Source organism: Paenibacillus sp. YIM B09110 (assembly GCF_037167145.1).
In the GTDB taxonomy this organism is placed as follows: domain Bacteria; phylum Bacillota; class Bacilli; order Paenibacillales; family Paenibacillaceae; genus Pristimantibacillus.
In genome coordinates this window covers 74,560-87,077 of sequence record NZ_JBANSP010000020.1, presented here as the reverse complement: position 1 = coordinate 87,077, position 12,518 = coordinate 74,560, and the positions used below count along the sequence as shown (strand labels likewise).

Below are 12,518 nucleotides of genomic sequence, written 5' to 3'. Positions count from 1 at the left end.
GGGCGATAGCATAAGATGATACATATCCAGTTGCCAGAAAGGAGTGAGGCCTAATGCTAACAGGCGTTCAAGTGCTGTTGCTTGGGGGTGATGCAAGGCAGCTTGAAATTATCCGCAAGTTAACGGAGCTTGATGCAACCGTTACGGTATGCGGCTTCGACGGACTGCATTCCTCGCTAGACGGTGCCGTGCATGCGGAATTCGACGAGCAGCTGTTCGAAGGAGTGGATGCGCTTCTGCTTCCTGCAGTAGGAACGGATGATCAGGGCATTATTCATGCCGTGTTCAGCGACCGTCAGATGAAGCTGACCGAAGCTCATATTGCGAAGCTGCCGAAGCATTGCAAAGTATATGCAGGCATGGCGAAGCCCTATTTGCGGCAGCTATGCGAGCAAAATCATATTGCTTTAGTTGAGCTGTTCGACCGTGATGACGTTGCGATCTATAATTCCATACCGACTGCTGAAGGCGCCATTATGATGGCTATTCAGAATACCGATTTTACGATTCACGGGTCTACGTCCATGATTCTTGGACTGGGGCGAACCGGGTTCACACTAGCTCGAACGCTTCAGGGCTTAGGGTCAAAAGTGAAGGTTGGCGTGCGTCGTTCCGAGCACTTTGCACGTGCTTCAGAGATGGGTTTTGAGCCCTTTTATATGGGGGTTTTGCAGCAGCAAGTGGGTAATATTGACTTGCTTTTTAATACAATTCCGACTATGATAGTCACAGCGCAAATTATCGCAAATTTGCCATCGCGAGCGGTCATTATTGACCTTGCATCGAAGCCTGGCGGGACTGATTTCCGCTTCGCTGAGAAGCGTGGCATCAAAGCGTTGCTTGCACCCGGACTTCCCGGTATCGTCGCACCGAAGACAGCTGGACGTATCATAGCGGATTGCTTGACACAGTTGATTTTGGACGATTCGATTAAGCGGGGGAATGGGTCATGAACTGGAATGGAATTACGGTGGGCTATGCGTTGTCGGGCTCACATTGCACGTTTGCTGAAGTCATGCCAGAAATTAAACGGTTCGTCGACGCGGGTGCCAATGTTGTACCGATCGTATCGAATACGTTAATGACCACGGATACTAGATTCGGCAAATCCGAAGATTGGCAAGCGCAATTGAAGTCGATTACCGGTAATGAGTTGATCTCCACGATTGTGCAGGCAGAGCCGCTTGGCCCTTCGAAGCTGCTCGACGTGCTCGTTATCGCGCCATGTACCGGCAATACGACAAGCCGACTGGCTAACGCACTGACAGACAGCGCAGTCTTGATGGCTGCTAAGGCGCAGATGCGTAATGGCCGTCCGGTCGTGCTCGCTATATCTACTAATGATGGATTAGGGTTGAATGCCGCTAACATTGCGAAGTTGCTAGTGGCTAAACATATTTATTTCGTGCCTTTCGGTCAAGATAATCCGGTGCAGAAGCCGAATTCGCTTGTTGCCAAGATGGATCTTGTTATGGAAGCCTGCGAGGCAGCTTTACAGGGCAAGCAGCTTCAGCCGCTGCTCATTGAACGCTATAATTAACAACTGCGATTAGTAAGGTGTCAAGCAGTTGCTGGCGGCCTTAATACGTGGATGGTCTTTGATAACCTGCTCGAATTGCAGCATGATACGTCATACGAATCGCCGAAATGAACGCAATAGGTACATGTATTAAGAGAAGGGTAGTAGACTGCTTCATCTTGCGATCGGCTACGGAGGCTAGCTTACATGCGCATCCTGATTCAAAAATTCGGGGGCACCTCATTATCATCCGATCATGCCAGAGAACATGTCATTGACCACATAAGAAGAGAACGAAGCAATGGATACGCGGTTGTCATCGTCGTGTCCGCGATGGGGAGAAAGGGCGATCCGTACGCTACGGATACGCTTCTTCAACTTATCAGGGATAATGGCGATCGATTGCCGGATCGTGAGAGAGATATGCTGCTGGGCTGCGGGGAGATCATATCTGCAGCCGCTTTATGCAGTTTACTTGTAGCGAGAGGTATTCCTGCTGTTGCGCTAACCGGCGGACAGGCGGGCATTATAACGGATGAACAGTATGGCCATGCACGTATTAAGGAAATACGGCCTGATCGCATCGTCAGCCTGCTGCATTCTGGCGTTGTCGTCATTGTGACAGGTTTCCAAGGCATTACTGCGCAAGGCGATACAACAACGCTCGGTCGAGGCGGAAGCGATACGTCGGCAACGGCGCTTGGCGCTGCGCTGCGAGCTGAGATGGTTGATATTTATACGGATGTCAGCGGTATTCTGACAGCCGATCCGCGCATTGTAGAGGAAGCAAAGCCTTTACCCCGTGTCAGTTACGCTGAAATATGCAATATGGCGCGGCAAGGCGCAAAGGTCATACATCCTCGCGCGGTTGAGATCGCTCAGCACGCGAAGATCCCGTTCCGCGTTCGTTCAACATTCAATACAGACCCGGGGACACTCGTTACCGATAGGTCATCGGATCGTTCAGAGCATACGGTGAGGGATCGACATGTGACCGGCATTGCTCATGTATCAGGCATAACGCAAATTTCGGTCAAAGCGATTGAAGGTCGCAGCGATGTTCAGCTTCAAGTGTTTCAGTCAATGGCTAAGCATCGTATTAGCGTCGATTTTATTAATGTTACGCCGAGCGGAGCCGTGTATACCGTATTCGATCAGGACGCTGAGCGAGCTGTTAACGTGCTCAGGGAAAGCGGATTCACTCCAGCAGCGATCAATGGCTGCGCGAAGGTATCTGTAATCGGTGGCGGGATGAACGGCGAACCGGGCGTAATGGCCCGAATTGTCGAAGCATTGACAGAGCAAGGCATTTCGATTATGCAATCGGCGGATTCGAATACGACGATCTGGGTGCTTGTACGCGAAGCGGATATGGCGGCTGCGCTTCGGGCGCTGCATGCAAAGTTCGAACTTCATCTACCGCTTTATTCGCAATAGTGTGCAACGTTAGCGATATATATTGGTTTCACAGATTAATCACGTATTCGATGAAGTCTTAATCATAGCTGTTAACGATGTTGGTTTTGCCCAATCGAACTTCGATGTGAACAGGCAAAGCTCTTATACTTATAGGAGGAGATCAGATGGACTTCGGAAGACTAATTACCGCCATGGTTACGCCGTTTGACGCAAACGGACAGATTGATTTGGAGACAGCAGCACGTTTAATCGATTACTTGATTGACGTGCAACAAAACACGAGCATCGTAGTATGCGGAACAACCGGAGAATCTCCGACGTTGTCCGACGAAGAGAAGCTGGAGCTGTTCCGTTTCGCTGTTCAGCATGCGGCAGGCCGCGTCAAAATTATTGCAGGAACAGGCAGCAACAATACGGCCCATACGATCCATCTTACGAAGGAAGCGGAAGCTTGCGGCGTGGATGGCATACTTCTTGTGGCCCCTTATTACAACCGTCCTAGCCAGGAAGGCTTGTACCAGCATTTCAAAGCAACTGCAGAAGCAACGAAATTGCCGATTATCCTGTACAACGTTGAAGGGCGCACTGGCGTCAATATTTCCGCAACAACGACGATTCGACTAGCACAGATTGACAATATTGTTGCGACGAAGGATTGCGCATCGACCGATCAATTGACGCTAATCATTGCCGGAGCGCCAGAAGGCTTCGTCGTGTACAGCGGAGACGACAGCATGACTTTGCCTGCGCTTGCAGTTGGCGCTTACGGAATTGTCAGCGTGGCGAGCCATATCGTCGGCTCAGAGATGAAGAAGCTGATCGACGCTTACTTGAGCGGCAACGTTCAGGAGGCCGCGCGTATTAACGGTCGATTGTTCCCTGTATTCAAAGGTTTGTTCAACTGTCCTCATCCCGTTCCTAATCCGGTTGCAGTGAAATATGCTCTAGGGCTCAAAGGAATTCCGGTAGGCGAAGTAAGGCTCCCGCTCATTCCGGCAACGGAACAGGAAGCAGCTTTCATCCGCGATTTGATTCAGTAAATAACGCAATTATTTAACGACAGCCGGTGCGTCCAGCATCGGTTTTATTTTTTGGGGAAATCTAAATAATATCGCTAAATCGGGTTTCACTTGTATTCCAGCTTTTTCATCATGTATAATGAGTTCAAGTGACTGGGTGCGGCAAATATTTGAGAACGAAAGTAATAACGTCGGAACGGCGTCTGACGATAGAAGCGCATACGTAAACTCATATTTGCATTTTCGGTTTGCAACGATCGAGAATACGCTTTCGAAGCTATATAAGCTTCGGTACTTTTCGTATGATTTTTCGTGGCGACTTATGGTTTCACAGAGCCGAATGGCTGTATTCGTATGATCGGCTCACCGCTTTACATTTCCAAAGAATAGGCTTTCGAGGAATTTTATGCTTGATAAGCCACACTATATGCTTTCCCTGAAGCTGTCATAGGCTTCACCATACTTACCAACAAATTATAATGCTTACGAAGCAGCAAGCTGCTTCGCATAACCTTAAGGAGGTCTAGATCCACTTGTCGAAGAAGAACAACCAGGATAAGCTGCTCATATTTGCACTAGGCGGCGCAGGCGAAATCGGAAAAAATATGTACGTCATTCAATATAACAACGACATTGTTGTTGTTGACTCGGGATTGAAGTTCCCGGAAGAGGACATGCTCGGAATCGATATCGTCATTCCAGATATATCCTACCTCACAGAGAACCGCGACAAAGTTCGCGCCATTCTCATCACGCATGGTCATGAAGACCACATTGGCGGTTTGCCTTACGTGTTGAAAAGTTTGAATGTACCGGTATATGCAACAAAACTTACGCTTGGACTAATCGAAGGCAAGCTGAAGGAAGCGGGCTTGCTTGGCGAGACGAAGCGTATTCTTATAAACGCTGAATCCGAAATTCAGTTCGGCTCGATTCGCGCATCCTTCTTCAAAACGAACCACAGTATCCCGGATTCAGTCGGCGTAAGCTTGGACACGCCTGAAGGCACTGTCGTTCACACAGGTGACTTTAAGTTCGACCATACGCCGGTTAACGATCAGTTCGCCGATCTGCAGCGGATTGCTGAGATTGGAAGCAAAGGCGTACTTGCCTTGCTGTCCGACAGTACGAATGCTGAGCGTCCTGGCTTCACGCCTTCGGAGAGCAACGTAGGGGAAGAGCTCGAAGATATTTTCCGCAAATCGACGCAACGCGTTGTAGTTGCCACATTCGCATCCAACGTACACCGTATTCAGCAAATTATTAACGCTTCGATAGCAACTCGCCGCAAAATTGCTGTCGTAGGCCGCAGTATGGTCAATGTTGTAGGAATCGCTTCCGAGCTTGGTTATTTGAACATTCCTGAAGGTATGTTGATCGAACCGGAAGAAGTGAATAAGCTTGCTGCTGACCGTGTCGTTATTCTGTGCACAGGAAGCCAAGGAGAGCCGATGTCGGCACTTACTCGGATGGCGCGTTCGACACATCGCAAAGTCGATATTTTGCCTGGCGATACCGTCATCATCGCAGCAACACCAATCCCTGGTAATGAGCGTTATGTAGGACGTACGGTTGATGAGCTATTCCGTCTAGGCGCTAACGTCATTTATGGTCCAGGTTCCGTATCCGGCGTTCACGTATCCGGTCACGGCAGCCAAGAAGAATTGAAGCTTATGCTTAACCTGATCAAGCCGAAATATTTCATTCCTATCCACGGTGAATATCGTATGCAGCGTCAACACGCTAAGCTGGCTGAATCGATCGGTATTGAGCGCGAGAACATCTTCATCATCGATAACGGCGATACGGTTGAAGTTCAAGGCGGCGTAGGCCGTAAGGGCTCGAAGGTACAAGCCGGCAACGTATTGATTGATGGACTCGGCGTAGGCGATGTAGGCAATATCGTATTGCGCGATCGCAAGCTGCTGTCCCAGGACGGGATTCTCGTTGTTGTCGTTACGCTAAGCAAGCAAGACGGCGCAATACTTTCCGGCCCGGACATCATCTCGCGCGGATTCGTCTATGTTCGTGAATCGGAAGGACTTCTTGATGAAGCGAACCGTATCGTCACCTCGACGCTCACGAAACTAATGAATGACAAAGTAAATGAATGGGCTTCGCTTAAGACGAATGTGAAGGATGCGCTTGGCCGCTTCCTGTATGAGCAAACTCGTCGCCGCCCTATGATTTTGCCGATTATTATGGAAGTGTAATTTCCATTTCCATTCCGGATAAACAGAGGATCGCAAGTGTTCGCAGTTTAGGCTGCTTATGCTTGACGGTCCTCTTTTTTTCGCGCAAGGCTATCCATTTCTCCTCCTCCCAAATGAAGCGCAGCCGTATAAATTCAGCCATCAGCCCCATACTATGACGAGTTGCAGGTTATGAGCACAGAGGGGGATATGGATTAAATGACAACGATCAGAATGGATGATTTGACAGCAGAACAACCCGAGCCGGCTGGAGCAGATGAGAAGAAAAAAGCGGCTGCGACTGTTGTCGAAACGATTCAGCAGCTAGGCCAAACCTCTACACCGGTTAATGCGGAGTCCAACATCTTCTGTATGACGATTATCGGTCAGGTGGAAGGGCATATCGTGCTGCCGCCTCAGAATAAGACAACTAAATACGAGCATCTAATTCCCCAGCTTGTTGCGACGGAGCAGAATCAGAAGATAGAAGGCATTCTCATTGTCCTCAATACGGTAGGAGGCGATGTAGAGGCGGGCCTTGCCATTGCCGAGATGATTTCCTCCTTGTCGAAGCCGACGGTTACGCTCGTTCTCGGGGGCGGACATTCCATTGGCGTACCTATTGCGGTAGCCGGCAACTTATCCATCATTGCGGAGACGGCCACGATGACGATTCATCCGATTCGATTAAACGGTCTAGTGATCGGGGTGCCGCAAACATTCGAGTATTTGGACAAAATGCAGGAGCGAGTCGTTCGGTTTGTCACCTCGCATTCCAAAATACCGGAGTCTACGTTCAAGGAGCTGATGTTCAAGACTGGAGAACTGACACGCGATATCGGTACCACTGTGATCGGCGCGGACGCAGTCAAACACGGCTTAATCGATCGTGTAGGCGGATTAGGCGATGCTTTGAAGGAGCTTAATCGGTTGATTGATGAACGGAGAAATGAGACGAAACGAAAAGTTGGGGAGGCTGCAACCGTATGACGCTTTATACAAGTATGCCGCTAGAGATCGTGCTGGAAGGATTCAGCGAAGAGATGGAGCCACTGCAAGAGGTGTGGGCACTGGGGGTAAAGATGCTTGTTACGCCTGTCGCGCCAGGGATGGGCAAGATCGTACGCTTACTTGAATGCTCGCTTGATGATTACTTGAACCCGAGACTTAATCCGGGCATGATTATCAACTACGATTACGTATAACGGCTATTGCAAGTACCATCGTCTCATAGGAACATTTCCCCACCTATGGTATAATGTTTTACTAGAGGTGACGGAATTGGCGAAGAGAAGAAAACGTAAAAAATCGATAGCAGCACAACTAAAATATGAGGTTTACGGCATTTTGCTTATAACGATTTCCATCATCGCGTTGTCAGGCGAAGCAACTGTCGGGCGATCATTATCTAAGTTATTCGGACTTATACTTGGCAAGTTCTATTTCGTGCTTGCTTTAATCGGCATATACGTCGGGCTATATGTGATGGTGAAACGGATATGGCCGAAAGGCTGGTCGAATCGGAAGACGGGCTTGTTTATATTGGTGTTGGCATTGACCTTGTGGAGCTCGGTAACGGAGATCGATAAGAAGCTTCGCCCGACGACAGAGCTTTCGGGAAGTCTTATATTGACTCAATTAAGTACGGATATCCGAATGGGATTGCTATCGGCTCCGGATGCTGAGGTTGCGGCTGACCCCGACGCGCCGATTAAAGATAGGGCAATTAGCGGCGGGTATGTTGGGGCACTACAATATTCGATGCTGTTCTCATTATTCGGATACTACGGATCTGTGCTTATATTACTCGTTATGTTCGCAATCTCCATTATGCTGATGACCGGGAAATCTTATGTCGAGCTTGGCCGCATTATTCAGAAACGGTCAGGCAATATGATTAAGCTGCTAATGGCCAAATGGGCAAAAAGGTCCTCGCTCCGTGCGGCAGCAGCTGCATCTAACGGTCCGGTCGCCGTAAACGGAGATGACGATCAGACGATTGATGATGATGATGAATACGCTGATTATGAAATCGTGAAGCCGAAGAAGAAAAAATCTTTGTTCTTCTCATGGAGACAAGAACAGTCACAAGAGGCTCATGTCGATAAGGATGTGTCATCGGACGAGTGGATATTCGAGCAGGATGACGATACACGTCATTCTGGAAGCAAGCCGTCTTGGCAGTCGGACAATGATGAGCAGACTTGGGAGAAGTCCGGTGAAGCGGGAGACGCGGTAGAGCCGGATGCCGACCTTGCTCCTTGGGAGCAAGGCGAGACTATTAATCATTCTCCAGAATTAATCGAGTCTGAACTTGAACGTCATGAAGAGGCTGGCCGCGGCGAATGGCCACAGGCAGTTGAAGAGCCGCTGCCATGGCAGCAGCAGCCTAATGGCGGTGAAGATTCAACCAATGACACTGATGAAGACGATGTTATGCTTCGAGACGGAGCAGCTGTTCCTAGCGAGGTTATAAGCGCAAGTATAGGCTCGGTGGAAACATCGGAAGCTCTCGTTGTATCTGTGAGCGGCGATGAGCATGCGCCCCGCAGGCCGATAGCGGAGGAAAGACCGGTAGAAAAGCCATACTTGCTGCCGCCATTCTCGCTGCTGACAAAGCCAAGCTCCATAGGCAAGGGAGCTGATGCTACCGATAAATACGATTCGAAGCGCAAGCTGGAGGCGACACTGGAAAGCTTCGGTGTCAAAGCAACCGTGCTTGACGTAGTTCGCGGACCAGCTGTAACACGCTACGAGGTTCAGCCTGCTACAGGCGTGAAGGTCAGTCGTATCGTCAGCTTGACGGATGACATTGCGCTTGCTCTTGCAGCTAAGGATATTCGGATGGAAGCGCCGATTCCCGGCAAGTCGGCAATCGGTATTGAAGTGCCGAATATGGAAGTGTCGGTCGTTACGATGCGCGAGGTCATGGAGACCGTCCCGTTCCAAAATGCAACTTCAAGACTATCCATTGCATTCGGTCGAGATATATCTGGACAGCCTATCATCGGCAACTTGGCGAAGATGCCCCATCTGCTCGTTGCAGGGGCAACGGGATCAGGCAAGTCCGTATGTATCAATGGTATCATTACGAGCATTTTGTACAAAGCAACGCCGGACGAAGTAAAGTTTCTTATGATTGACCCTAAGATGGTTGAGCTTAACGTATACAATGGGATTCCGCATTTGCTTGCGCCTGTCGTAACCGATCCGCGCAGAGCTTCGCTGGCGCTTAAGAAGATTGTTGTTGAGATGGAGAAGCGGTATGAGCTATTCTCCAAGTCAGCGACGCGCAACATCGAGGGTTACAACAACTTGGTGGCGGACAACCCATCCGCTGTATTGCCATACATAGTCGTTATCGTAGACGAGTTAGCTGATTTAATGATGGTTGCAGCGAATGATGTAGAGGATTCAATCGCGCGTCTTGCCCAGATGGCGCGCGCTGCCGGCATCCACTTGATTATTGCGACGCAAAGGCCTTCCGTTGACGTTATTACCGGTGTCATTAAGGCGAATATACCGTCCCGCATTGCTTTCGGTGTTTCTTCGCAGGTAGATTCCCGCACCATTCTCGACATGGTTGGAGCGGAGAAGCTGCTCGGTCGCGGCGACATGTTGTTCTTGCCTGTCGGCATGTCGAAGCCGATAAGGGTGCAAGGCGCATTTCTTTCCGATCAAGAGGTCGAGGTCCTTGTTAATTACGCCCGAGGACAAGCAGAAGCGGAGTACAAGGAAGATCTCGTTCCCGAGATCGACGACGACACATCGAGCAATGACATGCAGCTTGACGAGCTGTACGATCAAGCTGTGCAGATCGTACTGGAAGCGAAGCAAGCGTCCGTCTCGTTGCTGCAGCGACGGATGCGAATCGGCTATACGAGAGCTGCAAGGCTAATCGATCAGATGGAAGCGAAGTCGATTGTCGGTCCTTATGAAGGCAGCAAGCCGCGTGAAGTATTAATGACGATGGAGCAGTTCCAAGCTGGCAAAACGGGCTCTTAAGCCGCCCTTCTATTGGGTTAGCTGGAAGAGGTGCATAGAAGCAGGATTACTTTCTCATAATAAGGTTAGGTAACGCTCACTTCAGCGAACTAACTTGCAAGAGAAAGGCAGATCCCTTCATGAAAAATCGTTTGATTGTAGTGACCTCGGTCATTGTGCTGATCTTGTTCGGCACCTTCTCCTTGCTGCGAAGCTATTCGAATGAAGCAACTGAAACATTTAGCAGCGCAACACTCAAGGTGGGCTCCTCGGGCTCGGATGTATACGAATTGCAAGGTCGATTGAAATATTTGGGCTATTATAACGGCAAGATCGACGGGCAATTCGGTACAACGACCAAAAATGCGGTAACGTGGTTTCAATGGAAATTCGGACTTAAGTCGGACGGAGTCGTCGGCGCGAAGACGAAGCTGAAGTTATGGGAAGCCACGAAGTCGTGGAAGCCGACTGCTGCGAATTCGCCTTCAACAGGCGGCAGTAGCGGCGGTAGTGGTAGCGGGCCAAGCAAAGAGACGGCAACCGGCGATGCTACTTCGATCGGTCAATCGAATCGGCTTGGCTTGACCGACAACGATCTGAAGATTATGGCGAATGCCGTATATGGAGAAGCGCGCGGCGAGCCTTATGAAGGCCAAGTTGCGGTTGCGGCTGTCATCTTGAATCGTCTGAAATCAGAGAGCTTTCCGAATACAATCTACGGCGTCATATTTCAACCCGGCGCTTTCACTGCAGTTGCAGACGGCCAAATTTATTTAACGCCGAACGAACGTGCCAAAGATGCAGTAGAGGATGCGATTAACGGCTGGGACCCATCCGGCGGCTGTCTCTACTACTTCAATCCGGTCACAGCGACGTCGAAGTGGATTTGGACGCGAACGCAGATTAAGACGATTGGCAAACACATATTTTGCATGTAATCTACATCGCAACAAAGAGAGGAAGCAGCCGTTACTGCCTTGCGCAGCGTCGGTTGCTTCTTCCATTTCTTATAGGTTAGAATGGTATAGCAGATGGTCATTTGGAATAGATTATGTTTAAAATCGGTCAACGTGCTTACATAACTGCAAGAGCGAAAGGAGCTAACCTTTAGTGACCCAATTCGAGAGAGGGCAGTTGGAGCGTATTCGGCTTCATGTATTGCCTACGAAACGATTCAAAACGTTTGCTATATCGTTATTTGCAGGACTTCCGCTTGAGGAAGACAACGTAACGCCTGTAGCTCTTATTCCGTTCGTGCTGCGCAGAGGTACAGCAAGCACCCCGGAGACGATTGCGTTCCGTGAACGGCTTGACGACTTGTATGGCGCAGGCTTCGGTTTTGATGTATATAAGCGAGGCGATGCACAGATCGTGCAATTCCGTCTCGATGTGATTAATGATCAGTTCGTCTCGAGCGACGTTCCGCTTTTGGACGAATCGATCACTTTCCTTGGCGAAGTGTTCACTGATCCTGCGAAGGAGCGGGAAGCGTTCAGAGCCAAATATGTGGATGCCGAGAAGGAGACGCTTCGCAAGCGGCTCGAGTCAATCGTCAACGATAAGATTCGATATGCGGCTGAGCGCTGCCTCGAGGAAATGTGCAAGGATGAGCCTTATAGGCTTCATCCGCTAGGTAAGCTTGCGGAGATCAGCGAGATCACGCCGACGTCGCTCTTCGAACACTATGAGCGCTGGCTGGAGCAAGCAGCGCTTGATTTGTATGTCGTAGGAGATACAACACTGGAGGAAGTGACTCAGCTTGTCGCAAAGGCTTTCCAGTTGAAGCCTGGCACACCCGCAGGCTATAGCTTGCCGGATGTTAAGCATCAAGTAAGCGAAGTTAAGACTGTCATCGACAAAATGGACGTTAACCAAGGCAAGCTTAATATGGGTCTTCGCACAGGCGTAGGCTACGCAGACGACGATTACCCTGCAGCGCTTATGTATAACGGGATTCTTGGCGGTTACCCGCATTCGAAGTTATTCCTTAACGTGCGTGAGAAAGAAAGTCTCGCCTATTACGCAGCTTCCCGTCTGGATGGTCACAAGGGTATCTGCACGATTCAGTCCGGCATCGAAATCAAAAACTACGAAAAAGCCGTCACCATAATAAAGGAACAGCTTGAATCGCTGCGCCAAGGCCAAATTTCAGAGCTGGAGCTCGATCAGACGAAAGCGATGATTGCGAATCATTTGCGGGAATTGCAGGATTCGGCTTACGAAATGATCGCGTACGACTTCAACGGTGTGCTGACAGGCAACGAACGCAGCGCGAAGCAACTGCTGGAGCAGGTTCAAGCGGTTACGGCTGAGGACATCGTGCGCGTAGCGAGCCGTGTACAGCTTGATACCGTCTACTTCTTGCGCGATCGAAAGGAGGCATAA

At 49.8% G+C, this 12,518-nt stretch carries 10 protein-coding genes; all 10 read left to right on the top strand.

What is annotated here, in order from left to right; all coding sequences use genetic code 11:
* Window positions 1-53 precede the first annotated feature (53 nt).
* A complete protein-coding gene (gene dpsA / locus V8F51_RS23865; protein ID WP_337103008.1) occupies window positions 54-953 on the top strand; it encodes a dipicolinate synthase subunit DpsA in 900 nt (299 codons plus the stop codon).
* Window positions 950-1,540 carry a dipicolinate synthase subunit B gene (locus tag V8F51_RS23860; RefSeq protein ID WP_337103007.1) on the top strand — a complete coding sequence of 197 codons (591 nt, stop codon included), beginning with the start codon at window positions 950-952 and terminating at the stop codon, window positions 1,538-1,540. The genes dpsA and V8F51_RS23860 overlap by 4 nt, the downstream gene beginning before the upstream one ends.
* Window positions 1,541-1,726: 186 nt before the next feature.
* Complete coding sequence (gene dapG / locus V8F51_RS23855; RefSeq protein ID WP_337103006.1) at window positions 1,727-2,956, top strand: aspartate kinase; 1,230 nt, start codon at window positions 1,727-1,729, stop codon at window positions 2,954-2,956.
* Between the two features lie 146 nt (window positions 2,957-3,102).
* On the top strand, window positions 3,103-3,978 hold the full coding sequence (gene dapA, locus V8F51_RS23850) for a 4-hydroxy-tetrahydrodipicolinate synthase (protein ID WP_337103005.1): 876 nt from the start codon (window positions 3,103-3,105) through the stop codon (window positions 3,976-3,978).
* 512 nt (window positions 3,979-4,490) lie between these two features.
* Window positions 4,491-6,170, top strand: a complete 1,680-nt coding sequence (locus tag V8F51_RS23845; RefSeq protein WP_337103004.1) for a ribonuclease J — start codon at window positions 4,491-4,493, stop codon at window positions 6,168-6,170.
* 198 nt (window positions 6,171-6,368) lie between these two features.
* A complete protein-coding gene (locus V8F51_RS23840; protein ID WP_442956479.1) occupies window positions 6,369-7,139 on the top strand; it encodes a ClpP family protease in 771 nt (256 codons plus the stop codon).
* Window positions 7,136-7,354: a YlzJ-like family protein gene (locus V8F51_RS23835; RefSeq protein WP_337103003.1), complete on the top strand. Its 219-nt coding sequence runs from the start codon at window positions 7,136-7,138 to the stop codon at window positions 7,352-7,354. The genes V8F51_RS23840 and V8F51_RS23835 overlap by 4 nt, the downstream gene beginning before the upstream one ends.
* Window positions 7,355-7,430: 76 nt before the next feature.
* Complete coding sequence (locus V8F51_RS23830; RefSeq protein ID WP_337103002.1) at window positions 7,431-10,154, top strand: FtsK/SpoIIIE family DNA translocase; 2,724 nt, start codon at window positions 7,431-7,433, stop codon at window positions 10,152-10,154.
* A 119-nt stretch (window positions 10,155-10,273) separates the two neighbouring features.
* Window positions 10,274-11,071, top strand: coding sequence for a spore cortex-lytic enzyme (gene sleB / locus V8F51_RS23825; RefSeq protein WP_337103001.1), 798 nt, complete (start codon window positions 10,274-10,276; stop codon window positions 11,069-11,071).
* A 172-nt stretch (window positions 11,072-11,243) separates the two neighbouring features.
* A complete protein-coding gene (yfmF, locus tag V8F51_RS23820) occupies window positions 11,244-12,518 on the top strand; it encodes an EF-P 5-aminopentanol modification-associated protein YfmF (protein ID WP_337103000.1) in 1,275 nt (424 codons plus the stop codon).